Genomic DNA, 22,042 nt, shown 5'->3' with positions numbered 1-22,042 from the left:
CTAATTATACTGATTCATTAAATATTGGGCGTTCTTCCCTTTAATAAAATCATTAATGACATTCTCACTAGTCTCAAAAGCTGCATCCATCAGTTTTTGCTGGTCATTATTAAAGGGACTTAATACCCAAGAAACAACACTTTCGTTTTCAGGATGACGAATTCCAATTTTTAATCGATTAAAATTGTTCGTTCCTAAGCAAGCCATAATGCTCTTAATTCCATTATGACCTCCTGATTTACCATTTGCACGAATTCTAATCTTTCCAATTGGCATGTCCATATCATCATGAATAACTAAAATATCTTCAGGCTTAATTTTAAAGAAATTAGCTACTTGCGCGATTGATTTTCCCGAATCGTTCATAAAAGTCTGTGGTTCAAGAAAAATCACATCTTCACCATTGATATTTTGTTTTGTCCATAAGCCGTCAAACTTATTCTTATCTAGAGTTAAACCATTTTTCTCTAAATAATGATCTAATGCCATAAAACCTGTATTATGCTTAGTCTGATCATATTTTCTACCTGGATTTCCTAAACCTGCAATTAACTTCATTCTTTTTCATCCTCTTTGATAAATATTTCATTCTAAATCTGCTTATTGCTCTTGAGATTATAGCACACGCTTACTTACAAATAATTAATTAGATCTTTAAAATTATATTTTTAATTTTTAAATTCCAATATGATATAATCGTTATTGTTAAATAAATCACTAATATGGAAGGAAGTATTAGCAAATGTCAGAAGAAAAAATTCATAAGATTATTCTTGTTGGTGACGGTGCTGTAGGTTCTACTTACGCATTCTCATTAGTTCAACAAGGTATCGCACAAGAATTAGGTATCGTTGATATCGTTAAAGAAAGAACTCAAGGTGATGCTATTGACTTAGCAGACGCTACTCCTTGGATTGCACCAAAGACTATTTACTCTGCAGAATACTCAGACGCAAAAGATGCTGACTTAGTAGTTATTTCTGCTGGTGCTCCACAAAAACCAGGTGAAACTCGTCTTGACCTTGTTAACAAGAACTTAAAGATTTTATCTTCAATCGTTGAACCAATCGTTGAATCAGGTTTCAATGGTATTTTCTTAGTTGCTGCTAACCCAGTTGATATCTTAACTCACGCAACTTGGAGAATGTCAGGATTCCCTAAGGATCGTGTTATCGGTTCAGGTACTTCACTTGATACTGGTCGTCTTCAAAAAGTTATCGGTGAAATGGAACACGTTGACCCACGTTCAGTTAACGCATACATGCTTGGTGAACACGGTGATACTGAATTCCCAGTATGGAGCTACAACAATGTTGGTGGCGTAAAAGTTAGCGACTGGGTAAAGGCTCACCCAGAAGTTGGTGAAAACAAGCTTGAAGCAATCCACAAGGAAGTTGCTGACATGGCTTACGACATCATTAACAAGAAGGGTGCTACTTTCTACGGTATCGGTACTGCTTTAGCATTCATTACTAAGGCTATCTTGAACAACGAACACAGAGTTCTTCCACTTTCAGTACCTATGGATGGTGAATACGGCTTACACGATATTCACATCGGTACTCCAGCAGTTGTTGGTCGTCACGGCTTGGAACAAGTTATTGAAATGCCATTAAACGCTGACGAACAAGCTAAGATGGAAGCTTCTGCAAAACAATTAAAGGAAGTTATGGACAAAGCCTTCAAAGAAACTGGCGTAAAGGTTCGTCAATAATAATTAAGACTTTTTCCTGTAAGAGAGCATTCACATTTGTGGATGCTCTTTTATTTTCTAAATTAAAGTTGTTTAATCAGTCTTTAATTTTTATATAAAACTATGGTATAATGGCTTGTAAATTTCAGATGTATGGAGGCTAATCATGCTAATTAAATCTCTTGTCTATAAAAAAGATTACTTAACTACAGTCAACGAAAAAGCTACTCTTGCCGAAGCATTAAAAATATTAGAAGACTCCGGCTTTCGTTGTGTCCCTATTTTAGATGATACAGGAACCATTTTTCGGGGAAACATTTATAAAATGCACATTTACCGTCACAAGTCTCAAGGCGGCGACATGAATCTACCTGTAACTTACTTGCTTAAAAACGCTACCAAAACAATTAAGGTAAATTCACCATTCTTCCGTGTATTCTTTAATATTAAAGACCTCCCATACATTGCTGTATTGGATGAAGAAAACCATTTCTATGGAATTTTGACTCACTCCCGTTTACTAGATATGCTTTCTGATGCTTGGAATATCAAAAATGGTTCTTATGTTTTGACTATTCTTTCAGATAATGGTCGTGGTAATTTAGTTAAAATGGCAAAAATTATTTCTAAATATAGTAATATTGCCGGTTGTTTAACTTTAGATGTTAAAACTGGTGAATTAGTTCGCCGTAACTTATTTACTCTTCCTATTGGTGTTTCTCGCGAAACAATGACTGCTATCGTCAACCGACTTGAAAAGAAAGGTTTCGTTGTTGCTGAAATTGAAGATCTTCAATCAGGTCTAACAATCCGTAGCGCAGAAAAACCTGGAGAATTAAAAGACTAATTATCTTGATTACTATAGTAAAAAAGCTTGTTTAGCCAAATTGGTTAAACAAGCTTTTATTTTTAATTTTCGTAATATACACGTGGTAAACGATCATTTAATAAGCAAGCAACTTCATAATGAATTGTGTCAACATAATCGGCCGCAGCTTTAATATTATTTTGATCATTAGGATTAGAAGAAATGATGGTTACTTTGGTCCCTACTGGCATCTTTTTAGGCATCTTAACCATAAATTGATCCATACAAATTCGGCCAACAATTGGACAGTACGTATCTCCTACTTTAATCTTGAAACCCTGGAATTTTCTAATAAAACCATCCGCATAACCAACGGGTACGGTTCCAATAATTGTATCTTTATCTGCAACAAAGGTCGAACCATATCCAACACCATCACCTTGATGAATTGTCTTAACATGAGTCAGTTCACTTTCAAATGACAAGGCAGGTTCTAACTGAATATTTGATTTTAAGTCTGGAGAATTAGGATTAGAAGAAGGATTTAAACCATAAATTCCAATACCAAATCTAACTAAATCACTTTTAATTCCATCATGAAAAATACTTGCGGCCGTATTATCAACATGAATCCACTTTGGCTTTACAGTAAGCAGGCTCTTCATATGATTAAATTTTTCACATTGATGTTTGAAATAAGTTTCATCACTGCTATCAGCAGAAGCAAAATGGGCAAACATTCCTTCAATAAAGAAATTATCGTTATTCTCTAAAAACTCATTAGCGGCAATAAAGTCTGCGTCTTCATTAAATCCGATTCTACCCATTCCAGAATCAATACCTAAATGAATCTTCAATTGCAAATTTGCATCTTTTAAGTACTTCTCTGCTTCTTTAAGCCATTCTAAGTTTGGAACAGTCAATGAAACGTTATTTACAGCAGCAATTGGAGCATATTCCGGAGAAACAACACCTAAAACTAAAATTGGTTTTGTAATATCTGCACGTCTTAACTCTAATGCTTCGTCCAAAATTGCAACGCAAAAGCCAGCTGCTCCTACCTTATCTGCAACTCTAGCTACTTCTACTGCACCGTGTCCATAACCGTTAGCTTTTACAACTGCAAGCATCTTTTGTCCGGGCTCTAGATGCTCCATCTCATTTTCAAGATTTCTTTTAATAGCGCCCAAGTTTACCTTTACTACGGCTGGACGATGAATTCCTGGAACCATTAGTTTAATTCCTCCAAAACTACAACTGTTATAATCTCATGATCATCATGTGTGATACTAGGAAAAATATTTCCAGAAAACTTTGTCGAGGTCATTACTGGATGTCCTAAGTCATCCCATAATGTTTCAATATCTTGAAAACCAACATATTTGCCTAATCCAGTTTCCATTGCCTTTGAAAAAGATTCTTTTAAAGAAAAACGTCCACCAAGGTATTCTACCTTGCGCTTTCCTTTTAATTGTTGATATTGCTCAAATTCTTTCGGAGTTAATACCCTTTTAGCAAATTTATCGCCTTTTTCAACTATCTTTTTCATGCGTTCAACTTCAACTGAGTCAATTCCTACGCCTCTAATCATTATTTTCACCTCACACATTGATACATTATATTACAAAAAAGAGCTGTAGCAACTACAGCTCTCCAGTAACAAAAATTAATCTTTTTTCTTTATAACGAAATCATGCTTTCTACCACCTTTACGGGCACTAGGCTTACGATGATATCGTTCATTTCGATCTCCACCACGTTTGAAATTACGTTTAAAGTTTCGATTATTACCATGCTTTGATTTAAATGGTAACGGCTTTTCAGGTGTAATTTTTACTTTTACACTATCTGCATCTTTAGACAAGTCCTTCAATAAAGCGGCCACTAAATCAATCGCAGAATAATCGTCAAGAAGTTGAGATGCTTCTTCAGTATATTTAGAAAGATCACTATCGAGTAATTCTGCTACCTTTTTATTAGCTGCACTTAGCTGACCTTTAAATGCTTCTTCATCAGTTGGTGGCTTAAGTGGCATCATCTTTTTATGCGTTAATTGTTCTATAGTACGCATATAGCCAATTTCATTTGGAGTAACAAAAGTTACAGACATTCCGTTCTGACCAGCACGTCCAGTTCTACCAATACGGTGAACATAAGAATCTGGATCCTGCGGAATATCATAGTTATAAACATGACTTACCCCAGAAATATCTAATCCACGAGCTGCCACATCAGTTGCAACTAAAATATCTAGCTTACCTTTACGGAATCTCTTTAACACGCTCATTCGCTTAGCTTGAGAAAGATCACCATGAATTCCAGCAGCGTTATATCCACGTGCTTGTAGCCCACGTGTTAATTCATCAACACGTCTCTTAGTTCTACCAAAAATAACAGCTAAATCAGGATTTTGAACGTCAATTAAGCGACATAGAATGTCGAACTTTTCATTTTCTTTTGCTCTCACAAAATACTGATCAATTAAATTAGCAGTTAATTCTTTTCCTTTGATTTTTACAATCTCAGGATCATTCATGAATTTTTCACCAATTCGTAAAATTGGCTTTGGCATTGTAGCAGAGAAAAGTAATGTTTGATGTTTACTTGGTGCATATTTCAAAATACTTTCAATATCTTGAATAAATCCCATATCAAGCATTTCATCTGCTTCATCTAAAACAATTGTTTTAACTTTAGAAATATCAATTGTGCCACGTTTTAAATGGTCAAGTAAACGTCCAGGCGTTCCCACCAAAATTGCTGGTGTTTGTTTTAAAGCACGAATCTGACGTCTAATATCAGCACCGCCATAAACTACTTGAACGCGAGCTCTTTCATCACGACCTAAACGGAACAACTCTTCTTGGGTTTGAATAGCCAATTCACGGGTAGGTTCAATAATAATAGCTTGAATTGAATCGTGTTGCTTATCTAAGTTTTGTAAAATTGGCAAACCAAAAGCAGCAGTTTTACCAGTTCCTGTCTGGGCTTGACCAATTACATCTTTTCCCTCCAAAACGAGGGGAATGGTTTTTTCTTGAATTGGTGTAGCTTCTTCAAAACCTGAACGCTTAATAGCTTTTAAAATCTCAGGTTTTAAGTTCATTTCAGAAAATTTCAAATATCTAATTCCTTCCTACATGAGACGGTCTAAAACCTTTTCCAAATGCATCCCATGTGATCCCTTTAGCATTACAATATCAGCTGGCTTAATATCATTCTTTAAGTCATCAATCATATGATTCATTTGATCTTGTGGATAATAGTGCAAGTTTTCTGCTGGGTACTTATCAACAAGAGCATCATATAAGTTTTTCATCTCTGGACCATATAAATATAGTTCATTAATAATTGCTGGATCCAAGCTAGCTGCAAGAGACGCATGAAGATCAGCTGATTCATCTCCAAGCTCTAACATATCACCTAAGACAGCAATTCTGCGCCCACCATCTTCGACCATTACTTGTCCAAACGAAGTCGTAACAGCCTTAACCGCAGTTGGATTTGAGTTGTAAACATCATCCATAATTGCTTCGCCTACATCACCCTTCTTCCATTGCATTCTATTTGCTGTTGGGGTGAAGTTAGCTAAAGCTTGGGCAATTTGTTCATCATTTTCACCAAAATGGCGGCCTACACTAATGGCTGCAAGAGCATTAGAGACGTTATGTTTTCCAATCATTGGAATCTTAAATTGCTGTGCTGACCCATTTACTTCAAAAGTAGCATGGTGCATGTAAGATCTAAATGTAGTCGCAAAAACAGTATCTTCTTCTCTAAAACCAAAAGTACTCTTTTCTTGCTTAATCTTAGCTGCACGCTCTTCTAGTAAAGGTTCATCGCCATTGTAAATAAACTTACCGTCTTCTTTTAAGAAGTCAGTAATTTCCATTTTAGCGTCTGCAATCTTATCTCTAGTACCAAAGAACTCAATATGAGCTTCACCAATCATTGTGATGACACAAACATCGGGTCTTACTAATTCACTTAAATGATGTAATTGTCCAGGGCGATCCATCCCCATTTCAAGAACTAAAATTTCAGTAGATGGTTTCATCTCTAAAATAGTTACAGGTACCCCAATTTCGTTATTAAAGTTAGCCTGTGTCTTATGCACGTTAAATCTTTTTGATAAAACAGCTGCAACCATATCCTTAGTTGTAGTTTTACCATTAGATCCAGTAATTCCAACAACAGTTGGATTAACTTTACCTAAGTAATATTTAGCTAAATTTTGAAGCGCAGTTAGCGGATCTTCCACTTCAATAACTGGCACATCAGTAGGCATACCCTCATGGCCTTTTTTCCAAAGGGTTGCTTCTGCTCCGTTTGCCATTGCATTAGATACAAAATCATGTCCATCCCTTGCACCATCTAAGGGAATAAACAAAGAATTGGGAGTTGCTTTTCTTGAGTCAAAAACAACAGATGTAATGACCTTGTCTTCTCCCATATTAACTGAACTATTTAATGCTTTAGCGATCTCAGCAAGTTGCATTTTCATAATAAATAAATTACTCCTACCTAAAATTGCATGTACTCCTATTATACTGACTTATCGCAGTCAGAAAAAGGTCTCACGCATATCAATAAGAATTATACCACGTTAAGCATAAAAAAAGAGCAGTCCAAAGTGGGCTGCTCTTTTGGTAAAAACCAAGAATTATTAGTTCTTTGAAGACATACCGTACTTCTTGTTGAATTTTTCGATACGACCATCTGCTTGTGCAAACTTTTGCTTGCCAGTGTAGAATGGGTGAGAATCTGAAGAAATTTCAACACGAACTAATGGGTAAGTCTTACCTTCGAATTCAATTGTTTCTTCTGGTTTTAAAGTAGAACCAGCTACGAACTTAGCACCAGTTGCTGAGTCCATGAAAACAACTTCTTGGTAATCTGGATGAATCCCTTTTCTCATTGTTTAATACTCCTTTGCCATGACCAATATTTCAGATCATAGATTATTTTACGACTAGTTAAGGATAGCACCTTTCCAACTATAATTCAAGCTAATTTATACTAGTGTACTTAATTCTAGTCCTCCTTAAGCTTAATTTTTTCGTTTACTTTTATCGCCGCCGGATCAACTTTTTCTAGTCCTGTATCAATTGCAACTTTATAGAAGATCAAGGAGACAATTGCAATCAACAGAAAATCCCACGGATATTTAATCCAGTTTTGTCCACCAAAGCCGTCGCTACCACAATAAGACATAATAGAAATAAATACTAAATACCCTAAAATCCAAGCAGCATGCTTAAACTGCGATTTAAAATCTTTCTTTTGATATTTAACTTCATAATAGAAATAAATTGGAATTCCCACAAGAATAACCAGAATAACTTGAATTGTTGTTGGCCACATCGTCCAATAAATAGCTAAACTAGTTAATACAAAAGTTAAAGGAGCAAACCAGCGCATATAATTAGGTTTATATGGTCTTTCCAAATCTGGTGCTATTTTTCTCAAAGTAATAGTAGTAACTGGACCAGTCAAATAAGCAATCAAAGTCGCACAAGTAATTACCGTTGCAAGTAAATTCCAGTTCCTAAAGACACTTACTAAAATCATCGCTAAAATTAAATCTGCAATCATTGCAAAACGAGGCACCAGATAGCGTCTATTAAGTCTCCCTAACCACGCTGGTAAGTGTTTTGTATATGTCATTGCAGCAAGCGCTCTTGATGCTGTTGCGACAAAAGCTACTCCAGTCCCAAAAGGCGAAACAAAAGCATCCATATAAAGTAAAATCACAAGCCAATTAATTCCTAAAAGGATTGCAATATCTGCAAATGGGGATGCAAAATCAATTCCATGCCAGGAGTTTTTAGCAAGCATTGCTGGATCAACTGCTCCAATAAAGGCTACTTGAAGCAGAATATAAATTGCAGCTGTCGCAAACATGGAAATTAAAACTCCACGAATAATGTTCTTTCGAGGATTCTTTAACTCACCACCAATATTAATTACTGTCTGAAATGCGTCATAAGACATAATGATACCAGCACCAGAAGCTGCTTCAAAGATTGCTCTACTTCCATAAGGCATAAATGTTTTTACATCATGACCAAAGTTAGTAGGATGAAAACTAGATGCAAACAGCATAATAATTGTTATAGTAGGCAAGAGTACTTTAAAAACAGAAATCAAGTTAGTAAAGTGCGTCATGATTTTAATTGACCAGAAGTTAATTAAAGTAAAAATAATCATGAACACAAATACCAATAATAACCCAGGTGTAGTTATATTTCCGTCTTGCATAAAGTGATGTGTCCAGTTTGCCCACTTCCATGGCCAAGAACTCATGTATTGAACAGCAGCAACTGCCTCCATTGGCACCAAGGTTACCAAAGAAATCCAATTTGCCCAGGCAGCGATAAACCCAAGCATGGGACCGTGGCTATATTGAGCATATTTGCTCATTCCCCCACTTTCAGGAAACATAGTTCCTAGTTCAACATAGGTTAAGGCAATTGCAATAATAATAACTGCACCAATGATCCAAGATAAGATAGCCGCTGGGCCGGCAATTTTTGCTGCCGAGCCTGAGCCAAAAAGCCATCCGGATCCAATCAAAGAATTAAGGGCTAGCATTATTGCTGAAAATAAACTTATTTTGTGTCCCTTATTCACATCTCTTCCATCCCTTCTTTATAAAAATTAAATCTATACTTAAAACAATTAAATCTTTATAAAAATTAAATCTATACTTAAAACAATTAAAAATTATTTTAACTAAAAAACCTAGAACCGACAACCAGCCCTAGGTTTTAGATCAATCTTCAAAATAGCTATAAAGATCACTTACTTTTAAACTCTTTTTTTCTTCTTCACTAATATCTGCTTTAACTTTACCATCCTTCAACACTAAAAGACGATTTCCATATTTTAAAGCATCCTCCATGTGATGTGTAATCATTAAGGCAGTTAATTTATTTTCTTTAATTTGCTTATCAGTTACTGCTAGTAGATTTTCACTAGTATGAGGATCTAAAGCTGCTGTATGCTCATCTAATAATAAAATATCGGGCTTTTCTATTGTAGCCATCAAGAAGCTCAAAGCTTGTCTTTGGCCTCCAGATAAACCTTCTACAAACGTATTTAAACGACTCTCTAAGCCATTATTCATAACTGCAGCTAGCTTTTTAAAACGAGGTAAGTTTTGCTTAAGTCTTCTAATCTTTAAAAATCTTCTCTTTCCCCGTTTTGTTGCTAGTAATAAATTTTCTGCCACAGTCATTCGCGGAGCAGTCCCCATCTTAGGATCTTGAAAAACTCGTCCAATAAATTGTGTCCGCTTTTCTTCACTCATTTTCGTAATATCTTGCCCATTATGCCGAAGAATACCACTATCAGGTTTTAAACTACCCGCAATCGTATTAAAAAGTGTAGATTTGCCCGCTCCATTTGTCCCAATTATAGTAATAAAATCTCCAGGTCTAATTTCTAAATTAATTCCTTTTAAAATTGGAACAATTTCACCATCAGCTGTTTTAACAGTTGTTTTGACATCTTTTAATTCTAGAATTGGCTTAGTCATGCTTTTTCACACCTCTTTCTACTGGCTTTTTCAAATGTAAGACTTTTTCTAATTGTGGAAGCATCATACATAGAGCTAAGACAATTGAAGAGATTAAATTTAAATCATTAGCTGAAAATCCAAGTTGCAGTACAGCGAGTAAAATCAAACGATAGATAATACTACCTAAAGTTACCGCCACTAAACGCTGATTTAAGGTCAATTCTCCAAAAGCTACTTCACCAATGATAATTGAAGCTAAAGCAATAACAATAGTTCCAATTCCCATATTAATATCGGCATAACCATTATTTTGCGCAATTAATGCTCCACATAAGGCAACTATTCCATTTGATAGCATTAATCCGACGATCACCATAAAATCTGTATGAATTCCTAATGATTTAGCCATGCTTGGATTATCTCCGGTAGCAATAAAAGCTTGACCAAAATCTGTATTTAAAAAGAAAATTAAAATTCCAGTAATCACTACTACAATAACAATACCCAAAGCAACACTATTAAAATATTGGGGTAAATTTTCTAAAAATTCATTGTTGAGTAATGTCTTCTTGCCAATCAACGAAATATTAGAACCGCCCATAATCCTTAAATTAATAGAATAAATTGCCGTCATTGTTAAAATACCAGCAAGTAGAATTGGAATTTTTCCTTTTGTATATAATAATCCCGTTACTAAACCTGCTGCCATTCCAGCTAAAAGGGCTAAGAAAGTAGCTAAGTATGGGGACATTCCGTGTGAAATATTAGCTACTGCAACAGCTGCACCCAATGGAAAGGTTCCTTCTACGGTCATATCAGCAAAATTCAAAATTCTAAATGTCAAATATAATCCTAAGCCAAGCAAAGCCCATAGCAAACCTTGGCCAATAGCAGATACGATCAAGTTCATCTATATACAGCTCCTTTTTTCTGACATTCTTCTAAAAATCTTTGCGGTACTTGAAGATTTAATTCTCTGGCTTCTTTTAAATTAACGATCGGTTCTCCCTTTTTCACTCTTTCGATTGGTAAAGAACTAACTTTTTTACCCTTTAAAATTTCAATAGTCATCTTTCCAGTCATTTTTCCTAACTCATATTGATTAACACTATAAGTTGCAAGACCGCCTTGTTTTACCATAGTTGCTGCTGCAGGAAAAATTGGCTTTTTAGCAGCATTACCATTTTTAACTAGTGTTTCCATCGCTCCAGCAATTGTGTTATCAGTTGGTACAATGACGGCATCTACTTGACTAAATATCTGCTCTGAAACTTGATTAAGATCGTTACTATTTGCAATTGAGAAAGATTTTAAAGGTATTTTTCTCTTTTTACATTCCCGTTCAATCTCATGAAAGCCACTAACCGCAGACGAATCACTAGAAGTATAAATTACTCCTAAAGTTTTTAAATTAGGTAAAAATTCTCTAATTAAATCTAATTGTTGCCTAATTGGAGCAGCATCTGATACCCCAGTAATATTTTTTTCGGGATGTTTTTCATTTTTTACTAGCCCACTAGTTTTTGGACTTGTTACAGCACCTAAAACTATTGGAATCTTATTCGTTGTATTTGCTAATGCTTGGGCAGCTGGAGTAGTAATTCCAACTAATACCCTTGATTGCTCATCAGTTAGTTTTGTTGCCATCGTACGTAAATTACTCTGATCATTATTTGCATTTTGATAGTCAACTTTGATATTTTTTCCATTTACGTAGCCCTCTTCTTTCAGCTCATCTCGAAAACCGCGATATATCTCATCAAGAGCTGGGTGACGCATAAGAGTTAATACACCAACTCGGGGAATTTTATTATTTTCTTCTTTTTGTTTATTTTCTCCAAAAAAAGCTATGGTTAAAAAAGCTACTAAAATTACAATTAATCCATACATTCTTTTCATAATTTTTCTCCAAAAAAACAGGAATCTACCTTCACATGCAGATTCCTGTTACTTTTTTATCACAAAAAGAAAAAGGTCTGCATGTTATTCCATGCAGACCACAATAAATACACAGCCAGCACAGATACAATCTGAGTCTTTCAGGTTGCATCTTGCTTAACAACCTGATTTACTGGCCTTGCCAACGATTATTTTTCATAAACTTAGCTTGTGTATTCATAATTAACTACTCCTTAAAAAATTTAATTATATTGTAATTGGCTTATATTTTTCTGTCAATAGCTTTTATTTGATAGGGTATTTAGTAACTAAATTATTAACTCTTTCTTTTGCCTGAGCTAGTACTCCTGCATCTTCAGGAGTATCCAAAACTTCAATAATTATTTTAGCAACTTCTTTAGCATCAGATTCCTTAAAACCTCGGCTAGTTATTGCTGGTGTCCCAATTCTTAATCCACTAGTAATAAATGGGCTTCGCTTATCACCAGGAATAGACTCTTTGTTAGTCGTAATATTTACAGAGTCTAGTAAATTTTGGGCATCTTTTCCTGTTACGCCAGTCTTGGTAATATCAATAATCATCAAGTGATTATCAGTTCCATCTGAAACCACGCGAATATTTTTGCTATTTTTAAATTCTTCAGCCATGGCTTTTGAATTCTTAATTACTTGATCAATGTATTGAGTAAATTCTGGCTGTAAATCTTCATAAAAAGCTTGTGCCTTTGCAGCAATAACATGCTCTAGTGGTCCACCTTGCGTTCCTGGAAAGAGAGCAGAATCAATTTTCTTCCCTAATTCTTTATTGTTAGATAAAATCATCCCTCCACGCGGACCACGTAAAGTTTTATGTGTGGTTGTTGTAACAACGTCAGCTATAGGAATTGGGCTCGGATGTGCTCCAGTTGCAACTAAGCCTGCAATATGCGCCATATCAACCATTAGATAGGCACCAACTTCATTCGCAATCTCACGAAACTTCTGCCAATCAATAATTCTGCTATAAGCGGAAGCGCCAGCAATAATTAATTTTGGCTTCTTCTCTATAGCAATCTGTCTAATTCGCTCAAAATCCAATTCTTCAGTTTCAGGATTTAGGTCATAACTAATAGAATTAAAAATTTTCCCTGAAAAGTTAACCTTAGATCCATGAGTAAGATGCCCACCAGCATCCATACCCATTCCTAAAATCGTATCTCCTGGCTTTAACAAAGCATTATAAACTGTCATGTTTGCCTGTGAACCAGAATGAGGCTGAACATTGGCATATTCTGCATTAAATAATTTTTTGGCATAGTCAATTGCCAATTGTTCTACCTTATCAATATATTGACAGCCACCATAGTATCTTTTCCCGGGATATCCTTCTGCATATTTATTTGTTAGAACAGATCCTTGTGCTTCTCGGACAGCATCGGAAACAATATTTTCTGATGCAATTAATTCAATTGTATCTTCTTGTCTTTTCTCTTCACTTTTAATTGCATCCCAAAGTGCAGGTGATTTTTCTCCATAATTCATCTATAAATTCCTCCCATGCTTGCAGAATTTTTTCATTAATCAAATTATACCTTATAATTATTGTAAATTTGGGTTCAAGGTTTGCTTTGCATTAGAATAATCTTTTAAAATATAAATTAAATACGTTAATAGAAAAGGAGTTTTTTAATGAAACCAACCGAATGTACTACTATCTTAGTCGGAAAAGATGCAACTATTGATGGTTCAACAATGATAGCCCGTAGTGAAGATGGCGGCCGTACTATTATTCCTGAGCGATTTGATGTAGTAATGCCAGCTGATCAACCTAAACACTATGAAAGTGTAATTAGTCACCAAAAGATCGATGATGAAGATCTTCTCCCTAACCCACTTCGCTACACTAGCGCACCTGACGCATCAGGTGAAAATGGAATTTGGGCTGCTGCTGGTATTAATTCAGATAATATTGCTATGACTGCAACTGAAACTATTACCACCAATTCAAGAATTCAAGGCATTGACCCACTCCTTGAAAAAGGCGGCTTAGGCGAAGAAGACTTCGTAACTTTAACTTTGCCATATATTCATTCTGCCTATGAAGGTGTAGAACGCGTAGGCTACCTCCTCGAAAAGTATGGTACTTACGAAATGAACGGAATGGCTTTTTCTGACAAAGACGAAATTTGGTATCTTGAAACTATTGGTGGCCACCATTGGGCAGCTCGCCGTATTCCAGATGATGCGTACGTAATCGCTCCTAACCGTCTAAATATCGATGAATTTTATTTCGATAATGATGATTTTGCTTCATCAAAAGATTTAAAAGATTTAATTGAAGAATATCACTTAAATCCAGATCTTGAGGGTTATAACTTGCGACACATCTTCGGCTCCTCAACAATTAAAGATGCTCACTACAATAATCCCCGTGCTTGGTATATCCATAACTATTTTGATCCTGGTTTTGGTGGTGAACCAAGTGATCAAGATCAACCATTCATTTGCCACGCAAATCGCAAGATCAGTATTGAAGACATTAAATGGGCTGAAAGTTCTCACTATCAAGATACTCCTTTTGATGCATATGGAGATCAAGGTACACCTGAACAAAAGAAGACCTTCCGTCCAATTGGTATTAATAGAAACTTTGAAACTCATATTTTACAAATTAGAAATGACGTTCCAGAAGAAATTGCTGGTGTTCAATGGTTAGCATTTGGACCAAATACTTTTAACAGCATGGTTCCTTTCTACACCAATATCACCACTACTCCAGCAAGCTTCCAAACTGGTCCTAAATTTGATTTAAATAAGATCTTCTGGTTGAATAAATTAACTGCTCAATTAGGTGATACTAACTTCCGTGTTTATGGTGAATTAGAAGCCGATTTTGAACAAAAGAGTCTTGCTCAATGCCATAAAATTCAACATGAAACTGATAAAGAAATTGAAAACTATTCTGGCGATGAACTCCAAGATAAGCTAAACAAAGCAAATCAAAAGATGGCTGATACAGTTTACAACAATACTGTTGAATTGCTAGGAAATATGGTTAACGAAGGTCACGGCTTAATGACCTTAAAATATGACTTACTTGATTAAGCGAAAATAAATACATACAAAGATGCATAGAAGGTATCTCCTATGCATCTTTTTTTATCCAAAATTAATGACAAAAAGAAAAATAATGATAACTATCTGCTATAATATACTTACTAATTATTAGCAAGAAGGATAAAAATGATACATAACAAGACTATTGATGCACAATTAAATCACCGTTCAATTCGAAAATTTAAAGATACAACTTTAAATAAAGAACAATTAGAAACTTTATACTCAGTTTTTGCACAAACTCCAACTAGCATGTTCATGCAAAATGCTAGCTTGATACATATTATTGATCCTGAGCAGAAGAAAAAGATTAGAGAATTATGTAATCAAAAATATGTTGGTGCAGAAGGTGATTTATTCATCTTTGTCGTTGATTTATATCGTAATCAACAAATTAGAAAACAACTTGGCACGGATGATGGTCGTGTGCATACTACTGATATCTTTTTCCAAGCAATGGAAGATACCTTACTTGCCTACCAAAATGTTGCTAATGCCGTAGAAAGTATGGATTTAGGCTACGTACCACTTGGAACAGTTAATGATCATCCACTTGAAATGCTTAAGACGCTTGATTTACCTAAATTGACTTTTCCAGTATTAGGGATGCAAGTTGGCGTGCCTGATCAAAAGCCACAATTAAAACCACGTTTACCATTACAGTTCACTTGTTTTGAAGGAAAATATAATAAGGACTTCGATGTAAAAGAACTACGTGATTATGACAAAGTAGTTACTACTTACTATGATTTACGTGATTCAAATCGTCGTATTGATTCATTTACTAAACAAATCACTGGCGCTAAGCTAGATAATCATAAAACTGATCGTGACGAATTACCTGAAGAACTGCATAAACAAGAGCTTTGCTTAGACTGGAAGTAAAAATATTAGAACCGGATCAAATGATTCGGTTCTTTTTCTTTCTAAAAATAAAAAGTGAGAAGAAAATAATCTCTTCTCACTTCACTTGTTTGTTCAAATTTATCAGTATCTTAACCTAACGAAATTACTTGAAAAAATGTATTTTATTATTTAATCAACTTAAATACTTCATTTTCATCAAGATAATCTTTCTCACCAGTTGGAGCTTCAATAGAGCCAAATGGCATTTGTGCACGAAGTTTCCACTCTTTAGATAAAGCAAAGGCTTCATGAATTGCATCATCAATTAATGGATTGTAATGCTGCAAACTTGCACCAATATTTTGTTCAGCTAAAGCAGCCCAAACAGCTTGTTGTGCTCCGCCAATTCCTTGCTCTGCCCAGTCAGCAAAATTAGCTGCATACAGAGGAAAATCTCTTTCTAACTTTTCCACAATTGCTGTATCTGTTAAGAAAAGAATTGTACCAAATCCAGCTCTAAAAGTAGCTATTTTTTCTTTTGTTTTAGCAAAGGCTTCCTCGTTAGGTACCTCAGATTTTAATCTGTCTTCAACTATGTCCCATACTTTATTTGAGGCTTTTCCAAATAAAACAACTGTACGCACAGTTTGACTGTTAAAAGCAGTTGGAGAATTGCGGACCGTATCCTTAATCAAAGTATAAATATTCTCAAGAGATTCTTTTACATTATCCCCAAGTGCATAAATTGAACGACGTTTTGCTAATAAATTATTAAATTCTGATTTCATACTTGTACCTCTCTATTTACAAAACAAGTTTTACAAGTTAATGTATTTATATATTTCACTTACTTATAGTAACTTACTTTTAAAAAGTAACAAGACATGAATTTATTTTCACCTAGTCACAATTTATTCACCAGAAAGGAATGTTATTAATGGAAAAACTATCTGCTTCTAGTTGCTCACTCGAAAATACCTTAAGTATAATTGCCGGAAAGTGGAAAAGTGTTATCATTTACTATCTATTGCAAAGAAAAGTATGCCGTTTTAGCGAATTACAGAAATTAATTCCTGACTGCTCTAAAAGAATGTTAGCTCTCCAATTAAAAGATTTAGAAAAAGCAAAAATTATTAACAAGAAAGTTTATCCGGTAGTTCCTCCTAAAACTGAATATTCATTGACTGATTTAGGAAAGACACTTTTTCCAGTTATTAAGGTGATGGATGATTGGGGTGCAAACTACCGTAATTCTTAATTACTTACTAGCCTTAGGTGGACGAAGGGAGCCACGTTTAATTGTGATTGGTAGATCCTTTAAAGCTCCATAAACCCTCTCAAGTTCAACCATAACCTCTTTTTCATCTAATCCTTTTTTCTTGATAACTTCAGAGGCCGCTTTAGCATAATTACGTTTAAATTTTGCATTCACTTCATTCCAATTAACTGATGCAAAATTATCAGCCAATTTTTGATCAAAGGGTATTTTTCCTTGCAACATCAAAACCGCAATTATCGGATACCCTGCATAACCTTGCCAATAAGTCGCATTGTCATTGGAATGGTAAATGTCATTATCCCAGCTTACCGTATAGGTCTTTGCACCATTTGATGAGGTAACCAAAGCTTCATTATTTTTTAATTCCACATGTTTATCCACAATTGCTGTGTAAGCTTCTAAAATTTTTTGAATTGGTGGCATCTTTTTCATTATCTTTCCCTCCAATTTTTATTTAAATTTACTTTACTCAATAAATATAAGATAATTAGTCCTAATTATTATCTTAGGAGTTTTTTATGAAAAATATTAGTAAAAAGTTTGCATTAATTTTTATGCTCTTATCTCTTGTACTGACTCTTTCAGCTTGTAGCATTATTATCTCTAACTCTAATAATAAACCCGAAATTAAAACTACTATTAGTAATCAGGGATTTAATCAACTAAAAGTCTCTGCTGCCATAACAGATATTTCTGTTAAATATGGCGATAAATATAACGTTGAATATGAAGGGCCTAAGAATTTAAAGCCCACTGTTAGCAGAAAGAATGGTAGTCTAACAATTAAACAATCAGCCTCTGGTATTCACCGCATTAACGGAGATCCTACTATCACTATTACCGTACCAAAACACCTATTGAAGAGTTTAAATCTTTCAACAGATGACGGTGATATTGAAGTGGAAAACATTGATACCACAAATCCTATTTCTTTGAATACTGATGATGGCGATATTGATATTAACAATTTAAAATCTCCAAGTGGAAAAATTGATACCAGCGATGGAGATATCACTATCAACAAATTAAATAGTAAAAATGGATTTAAGATAAACACAGATGATGGAGATATTCACATTTCTACGTCTAATTTTAGTGGCTATAACCTTAATGTAGATGATGGAGACATCAAAGTTAAAGGTGATTCATCTAGCGATACTTTTACACAGAATAAAAATAGCGCTAATGTCTTAACAGCTTCTACACAAGATGGAGATATCAAAATTAAATAGAATGTAAGTAAAAATGACAGATTGTAGCTTTTACAGTCCGTCATTTTTACTTACTTAAATATAATTTGTTACTTCTTGGGAATTCTATCTTTTGTAACTTTTTCATTTTCTTTAACACTTCTGCTTTAGTTAAATTTTCCCACACCATTTGGCGATATCCATTTTCAATTATTGTAAAAGTATCTCCATCCTTTTCCACAAGAATGCTTCGATCTTTCTTATAAGTTAAAAATCTAATTTTATCACCGTTATTCATCTTTTGAAGTTCAGTTCTTAAGAGCTTCAACAAATTTTTATTATCTATCATAGCTTAATTCCTTCACAAAAAAAAAGATAGGACGCTCGCCCTATCCCTTAATTATATCCATAATTTTTATTTAAAACATATGTGCCAAGATTGGTAATAGCCAGATCCAGAAGATACAACTCACTGCAAAGAATACTGTTGAAACAGCCACTGAACTAGCACCTTCCTTAACATAAATGTTGTAACGACTGGAAATAATAATTCCAGAAAATGCTGGTGGCAATCCAGTTGCTAAACAAAGCATTGAAATCTTCGTCGGATCAGATCCCATACCGCAAATATAAGCAGCTGCAACAATTACTGCTGGGGTTAAGAATAATCTAAAGAAAGTATTCCAAATAACTTCCTTATCAATTGAAAACTTAACTGTGGATAAAGCTAGCCCAGCTGCTAAAACTGCAACACCAGCATTTGCTTTGGCAATCAAATCAAAGGTTGGTGCCCAAGAAGTAGGAATTCTAATACCAATTAACACCAAAATAACCGCAAGTAGTGGAGCTGCAGCAACTGGCTGTTTAACGGCATTGATAACAGATTTTACAGTTGGATTCATTTGCTTATGCGGTTCATCAGCATGATCAGCAATTTCTGCACGTGCTAAATCAATCTCACGTTCTATGCCTTTTTCTTTCAAGGCTTTTGCTTCTGCATCAGTAACTGGTATTCCATCGGGAATAGTTACCATAACCTTTTTCTTAGTCTTGTTCAGCCCTTTACCCTTTATATCTTCTACTTCTACCTTTGTACCCTTATTATTCGGATTAGAAGCAGCCTTTTTCTTGGTTAAGGCTTGACCCTTATTAATTAACGCTAAGCCTAATGGAATAGTAATTGCATTAACAACAATTGACACAATCCCAATAACTAAGTTAGTTGTTGCATTATTTCCATAAATCGGATCTAGTACTGCAAACCCAAGAAAACCAATTGTTGGAGAACCCGCAATTAGAGCACAAACTGCAGCTTGTTGCGTAGTTCTGTGGAAAAATAACTTATCTAAGTAATAACTCAACATAAAAAGTCCCACAACACCAACAATTGAAATTAACGTTAATACGATATCTTGCGCAAACATTTTTCTGGTAGCTTTAACAATTGAAATAAATAAAGCTGCTGGTAATGCGATATCAAGAACTAATTTATTTAATCCTTGTCTCTGATCATTATCGAAAAAGTAAAACTTTCCGCAGAGATAACCTAGTAACATAATCACCAAAATTGGGATTATGTCATTGATCAAGATACTAATCATCTCTATACCTCGTTCATAATCTGACCAGTCTAATATTTCCCGATGAAATTATTCTTCATCGCAATCTTAAATATAAACTTAATCCAGATATAAGCAAGCGAAAGATTTTTCGAATTTAACTAAAATCGTTATTTTTAATTTTCTATACATTAATTGCCTCGTAACATTCTTAATACCGTTAATTTTAAAGAAAATTATTAACATATACGTATGTATTTCATTTCTTCCTTTATCTTAAGATAAAAGTTTTTTTATAGCGTTTTTCTTGCTAACTAATTCAAAAAAAGCTATAAATTAGGTGTACGCATCCCTTATTGGAATAGCGCCTTTATATAAAAAAGTAATATTTATCATTACCATGGAGGTACGTTATGGTAGATGACTCTCTAAGCAGAACGGGTGCCAGTTTATTAATTGACGCTTTACAAAAAAATGGTATTAACAACCTATACGGAGTTGTGGGAATCCCAATTACAGATTTAGCAAGATTGGCTGAATTAAAGGGAATGAAGTATTATGGCTTTCGTCGTGAAGACTCTGCCGTAGACGCTGCCGCAGCTGCTGGATTTTTAACTAAAAAACCTGGTGTAGCTATGACTGTATCTGCTCCAGGTTTTTTAAATGGATTAACAGCTTTAGCCCAAGCTACTAAGAATTGTTTTCCATTAATTATGATTTCTGGATCATCAGAACGCCACATTATTGATTTATCCCAAGGTGATTACGAAGGATTAGACCAATACAATGTTGCTAAACCTTTCTGTAAAAAGGCATATCGTGTTGATCGAGCACAAGATGTTGGTTTAGCAGTTGCCCGTGCAATTCGTACTGCGGTTTCTGGCAGACCTGGTGGTGTTTATCTTGATTTACCAGCTGATACTATTGCTCAACTTAACAATGATCTCGGTGAAAAGAACATGGGAGTCTATAAATTAGTTGATCCAGCTCCTCTGCAAGAACCAAGTGATGAAGCAATTAATCGTGCAGTTGATATTATTAAACAAGCTAAAAAGCCTTTAATCATTCTTGGTAAAGGTGCAGCTTACGATAGAACTGAAAAACAAGTCCAAGAGTTAATTAATAAGACTGATATTCCATTCCTACCAATGTCTATGGCTAAGGGATTGGTACCTGATGATGATAAACACTCTGCAGCTGCAGCTCGTTCATTATCCTTAAAAGGTGCTGATGTCGTAATTTTAATTGGTGCTAGATTAAACTGGATGCTTTCATATGGGGATGCACCACAATTTAACCCTGATGCAAAATTCATCCAATTAGATATCGATGCAACTCAATTCGATTCTTCTCAAAAGATTTCTGCTCCGCTTCAAGGTGACTTAACCTCTATTTTAAACAAGTTAGTCCCAGCTCTTACTGCAACTGGCTATAAAGTACCTTCCGATTGGCTTAACGCTATTGCCCAATATACTGCCAAGAATGATGCTAAGTTTGCCAAGAGAATTAAAGCTGGTGAAACTAACCCAGAATTTGGTTATTATGGCGCTATTGAACCTATTAACGAATACTTCCAAGAACATCCAGATACTTATCTTGTAAGTGAAGGTGCTAATACTCTTGATATTGGTCGTGACATGATCGGTATGAAACTCCCTCGTCACAGACTTGATACTGGTACTTGGGGCGTCATGGGCGTTGGTATGGGTTATGCCATTGCCACTGCTATCGAGACTGGCAAACATGTTGTTGCCTTAGACGGAGATAGTGCATTTGGTTTTGATGGTATGGATGTTGAAACTATGTGTCGGTACAACCTACCAATTACTGTGGTCGTTATTAACAACGGTGGTATCTACAACGGGGTCGACAATGTGGTGCCTAACCAATTAGGTCCAACAACACTTGATCCAACTGGTAGATATGATCTAATTGCCAAAGCTTTTGGCGGTGACAACTATTACGTAACTAATTACCAAGAAATGAAAGATACCTTTGCTACAGCAGTTGAATCAGGACGTCCAAGTGTTATCGATGTCCAAATTGATCCATCAATGGGTAAAGAATCAGGTCACATTGGTAATTTGAACCCATCATTAAACTTAAAGCCTCTTGAAGAAGCTGAACAAGAAAAAATTGATAAGGAGTAA

At 35.0% G+C, this 22,042-nt stretch carries 22 protein-coding genes; 7 read left to right on the top strand and 15 right to left on the bottom strand.

Annotation, left to right across the window (positions count from 1 at the left end):
- Window positions 1-558, bottom strand: a complete 558-nt coding sequence (gene pth, locus H0I41_RS01490) for an aminoacyl-tRNA hydrolase (protein WP_014567075.1) — start codon at window positions 556-558, stop codon at window positions 1-3.
- A gap of 184 nt (window positions 559-742) precedes the next feature.
- Between pth and H0I41_RS01485 the strand changes: the two genes are divergently transcribed.
- Both H0I41_RS01485 and cbpA read left to right on the top strand, forming a co-directional pair.
- Window positions 743-1,714: an L-lactate dehydrogenase gene (locus H0I41_RS01485; RefSeq protein WP_004898900.1), complete on the top strand. Its 972-nt coding sequence runs from the start codon at window positions 743-745 to the stop codon at window positions 1,712-1,714.
- 145 nt (window positions 1,715-1,859) lie between these two features.
- Window positions 1,860-2,540, top strand: a complete 681-nt coding sequence (gene cbpA, locus H0I41_RS01480) for a cyclic di-AMP binding protein CbpA (protein ID WP_069168880.1) — start codon at window positions 1,860-1,862, stop codon at window positions 2,538-2,540.
- A 62-nt stretch (window positions 2,541-2,602) separates the two neighbouring features.
- On the opposite strand, the gene alr is transcribed toward cbpA, so the two are convergent.
- The 10 genes from alr to glyA all read right to left on the bottom strand — a co-directional run bounded on the left by alr (window position 2,603) and on the right by glyA (window position 13,443).
- Entirely contained in the window at window positions 2,603-3,733 is a 1,131-nt protein-coding gene (gene alr, locus H0I41_RS01475) for an alanine racemase (protein WP_135014285.1), read from the bottom strand.
- Window positions 3,733-4,092, bottom strand: a complete 360-nt coding sequence (gene acpS / locus H0I41_RS01470; protein WP_135014286.1) for a holo-ACP synthase — start codon at window positions 4,090-4,092, stop codon at window positions 3,733-3,735. Before acpS ends, alr begins: the two co-directional genes overlap by 1 nt.
- Window positions 4,093-4,167: 75 nt before the next feature.
- On the bottom strand, window positions 4,168-5,622 hold the full coding sequence (gene cshA, locus H0I41_RS01465; protein WP_135014287.1) for a degradosome RNA helicase CshA: 1,455 nt from the start codon (window positions 5,620-5,622) through the stop codon (window positions 4,168-4,170).
- Between the two features lie 15 nt (window positions 5,623-5,637).
- Entirely contained in the window at window positions 5,638-7,005 is a 1,368-nt protein-coding gene (locus H0I41_RS01460) for a UDP-N-acetylmuramoyl-tripeptide--D-alanyl-D-alanine ligase (protein WP_061400967.1), read from the bottom strand.
- A gap of 162 nt (window positions 7,006-7,167) precedes the next feature.
- Window positions 7,168-7,419 carry a type B 50S ribosomal protein L31 gene (locus H0I41_RS01455; RefSeq protein ID WP_004898881.1) on the bottom strand — a complete coding sequence of 84 codons (252 nt, stop codon included), beginning with the start codon at window positions 7,417-7,419 and terminating at the stop codon, window positions 7,168-7,170.
- A 116-nt stretch (window positions 7,420-7,535) separates the two neighbouring features.
- On the bottom strand, window positions 7,536-9,134 hold the full coding sequence (locus tag H0I41_RS01450; RefSeq protein WP_135014288.1) for an APC family permease: 1,599 nt from the start codon (window positions 9,132-9,134) through the stop codon (window positions 7,536-7,538).
- A 142-nt stretch (window positions 9,135-9,276) separates the two neighbouring features.
- Window positions 9,277-10,041 (bottom strand): ABC transporter ATP-binding protein, encoded by a 765-nt coding sequence (locus H0I41_RS01445; protein ID WP_014567069.1) that lies wholly within the window; start codon window positions 10,039-10,041, stop codon window positions 9,277-9,279.
- Window positions 10,034-10,933, bottom strand: coding sequence for an ABC transporter permease (locus H0I41_RS01440; protein ID WP_014567068.1), 900 nt, complete (start codon window positions 10,931-10,933; stop codon window positions 10,034-10,036). The genes H0I41_RS01445 and H0I41_RS01440 overlap by 8 nt, the downstream gene beginning before the upstream one ends.
- Window positions 10,930-11,922, bottom strand: coding sequence for a tryptophan ABC transporter substrate-binding protein (trpX, locus tag H0I41_RS01435; RefSeq protein WP_135014289.1), 993 nt, complete (start codon window positions 11,920-11,922; stop codon window positions 10,930-10,932). Before trpX ends, H0I41_RS01440 begins: the two co-directional genes overlap by 4 nt.
- A gap of 285 nt (window positions 11,923-12,207) precedes the next feature.
- Entirely contained in the window at window positions 12,208-13,443 is a 1,236-nt protein-coding gene (glyA, locus tag H0I41_RS01430; RefSeq protein WP_162222125.1) for a serine hydroxymethyltransferase, read from the bottom strand.
- 147 nt (window positions 13,444-13,590) lie between these two features.
- Between glyA and H0I41_RS01425 the strand changes: the two genes are divergently transcribed.
- Window positions 13,591-15,006, top strand: a complete 1,416-nt coding sequence (locus H0I41_RS01425) for a C69 family dipeptidase (protein ID WP_086874596.1) — start codon at window positions 13,591-13,593, stop codon at window positions 15,004-15,006.
- Window positions 15,007-15,144: 138 nt separating this feature from the next.
- On the top strand, window positions 15,145-15,903 hold the full coding sequence (locus H0I41_RS01420; RefSeq protein WP_135014291.1) for an NADPH-dependent oxidoreductase: 759 nt from the start codon (window positions 15,145-15,147) through the stop codon (window positions 15,901-15,903).
- A 146-nt stretch (window positions 15,904-16,049) separates the two neighbouring features.
- On the opposite strand, the gene H0I41_RS01415 is transcribed toward H0I41_RS01420, so the two are convergent.
- Complete coding sequence (locus H0I41_RS01415; protein ID WP_135014292.1) at window positions 16,050-16,652, bottom strand: nitroreductase family protein; 603 nt, start codon at window positions 16,650-16,652, stop codon at window positions 16,050-16,052.
- 149 nt (window positions 16,653-16,801) lie between these two features.
- Here H0I41_RS01415 and H0I41_RS01410 point away from each other — a divergent pair, with 149 nt between their 5' ends.
- Complete coding sequence (locus H0I41_RS01410; protein WP_061400974.1) at window positions 16,802-17,122, top strand: winged helix-turn-helix transcriptional regulator; 321 nt, start codon at window positions 16,802-16,804, stop codon at window positions 17,120-17,122.
- On the opposite strand, the gene H0I41_RS01405 is transcribed toward H0I41_RS01410, so the two are convergent.
- On the bottom strand, window positions 17,123-17,575 hold the full coding sequence (locus tag H0I41_RS01405) for a hypothetical protein (protein WP_011161444.1): 453 nt from the start codon (window positions 17,573-17,575) through the stop codon (window positions 17,123-17,125).
- An 86-nt stretch (window positions 17,576-17,661) separates the two neighbouring features.
- Between H0I41_RS01405 and H0I41_RS01400 the strand changes: the two genes are divergently transcribed.
- Complete coding sequence (locus H0I41_RS01400) at window positions 17,662-18,375, top strand: DUF4097 family beta strand repeat-containing protein (RefSeq protein WP_135014293.1); 714 nt, start codon at window positions 17,662-17,664, stop codon at window positions 18,373-18,375.
- Between the two features lie 46 nt (window positions 18,376-18,421).
- Here H0I41_RS01400 and H0I41_RS01395 read toward each other — a convergent pair whose 3' ends face one another.
- Window positions 18,422-18,682: a hypothetical protein gene (locus tag H0I41_RS01395; RefSeq protein ID WP_086874593.1), complete on the bottom strand. Its 261-nt coding sequence runs from the start codon at window positions 18,680-18,682 to the stop codon at window positions 18,422-18,424.
- A 70-nt stretch (window positions 18,683-18,752) separates the two neighbouring features.
- A complete protein-coding gene (locus H0I41_RS01390) occupies window positions 18,753-19,934 on the bottom strand; it encodes an AEC family transporter (RefSeq protein WP_135014294.1) in 1,182 nt (393 codons plus the stop codon).
- A 371-nt stretch (window positions 19,935-20,305) separates the two neighbouring features.
- Between H0I41_RS01390 and oxc the strand changes: the two genes are divergently transcribed.
- Entirely contained in the window at window positions 20,306-22,042 is a 1,737-nt protein-coding gene (gene oxc, locus H0I41_RS01385; protein WP_086874592.1) for an oxalyl-CoA decarboxylase, read from the top strand.

Source organism: Lactobacillus johnsonii, from assembly GCF_014058685.1.
Taxonomy (GTDB): Bacteria; Bacillota; Bacilli; order Lactobacillales; family Lactobacillaceae; genus Lactobacillus.
Note: the sequence above shows the minus strand (reverse complement) of the source record. Positions and strands in the feature narration are given on the sequence as shown.

Bases quoted from the DNA above. Each gene is read 5' to 3' on its own strand.
- H0I41_RS01405 (WP_011161444.1), bottom strand. From the start codon at position 17,575: ATGAAAAAGATGCCACCAATTCAAAAAATTTTAGAAGCTTACACAGCA.
- H0I41_RS01445 (WP_014567069.1), bottom strand. From the start codon at position 10,041: ATGACTAAGCCAATTCTAGAATTAAAAGATGTCAAAACAACTGTTAAA.
- cbpA (WP_069168880.1), top strand. From the start codon at position 1,860: ATGCTAATTAAATCTCTTGTCTATAAAAAAGATTACTTAACTACAGTC.
- trpX (WP_135014289.1), bottom strand. From the start codon at position 11,922: ATGAAAAGAATGTATGGATTAATTGTAATTTTAGTAGCTTTTTTAACC.
- H0I41_RS01415 (WP_135014292.1), bottom strand. From the start codon at position 16,652: ATGAAATCAGAATTTAATAATTTATTAGCAAAACGTCGTTCAATTTAT.
- acpS (WP_135014286.1), bottom strand. From the start codon at position 4,092: ATGATTAGAGGCGTAGGAATTGACTCAGTTGAAGTTGAACGCATGAAA.
- H0I41_RS01395 (WP_086874593.1), bottom strand. From the start codon at position 18,682: ATGATAGATAATAAAAATTTGTTGAAGCTCTTAAGAACTGAACTTCAA.
- H0I41_RS01425 (WP_086874596.1), top strand. From the start codon at position 13,591: ATGAAACCAACCGAATGTACTACTATCTTAGTCGGAAAAGATGCAACT.
- alr (WP_135014285.1), bottom strand. From the start codon at position 3,733: ATGGTTCCAGGAATTCATCGTCCAGCCGTAGTAAAGGTAAACTTGGGC.
- glyA (WP_162222125.1), bottom strand. From the start codon at position 13,443: ATGAATTATGGAGAAAAATCACCTGCACTTTGGGATGCAATTAAAAGT.
- H0I41_RS01390 (WP_135014294.1), bottom strand. From the start codon at position 19,934: ATGATTAGTATCTTGATCAATGACATAATCCCAATTTTGGTGATTATG.
- pth (WP_014567075.1), bottom strand. From the start codon at position 558: ATGAAGTTAATTGCAGGTTTAGGAAATCCAGGTAGAAAATATGATCAG.
- H0I41_RS01455 (WP_004898881.1), bottom strand. From the start codon at position 7,419: ATGAGAAAAGGGATTCATCCAGATTACCAAGAAGTTGTTTTCATGGAC.
- H0I41_RS01440 (WP_014567068.1), bottom strand. From the start codon at position 10,933: ATGAACTTGATCGTATCTGCTATTGGCCAAGGTTTGCTATGGGCTTTG.
- H0I41_RS01400 (WP_135014293.1), top strand. From the start codon at position 17,662: ATGAAAAATATTAGTAAAAAGTTTGCATTAATTTTTATGCTCTTATCT.
- H0I41_RS01420 (WP_135014291.1), top strand. From the start codon at position 15,145: ATGATACATAACAAGACTATTGATGCACAATTAAATCACCGTTCAATT.
- H0I41_RS01460 (WP_061400967.1), bottom strand. From the start codon at position 7,005: ATGAAAATGCAACTTGCTGAGATCGCTAAAGCATTAAATAGTTCAGTT.
- H0I41_RS01485 (WP_004898900.1), top strand. From the start codon at position 743: ATGTCAGAAGAAAAAATTCATAAGATTATTCTTGTTGGTGACGGTGCT.
- H0I41_RS01410 (WP_061400974.1), top strand. From the start codon at position 16,802: ATGGAAAAACTATCTGCTTCTAGTTGCTCACTCGAAAATACCTTAAGT.
- oxc (WP_086874592.1), top strand. From the start codon at position 20,306: ATGGTAGATGACTCTCTAAGCAGAACGGGTGCCAGTTTATTAATTGAC.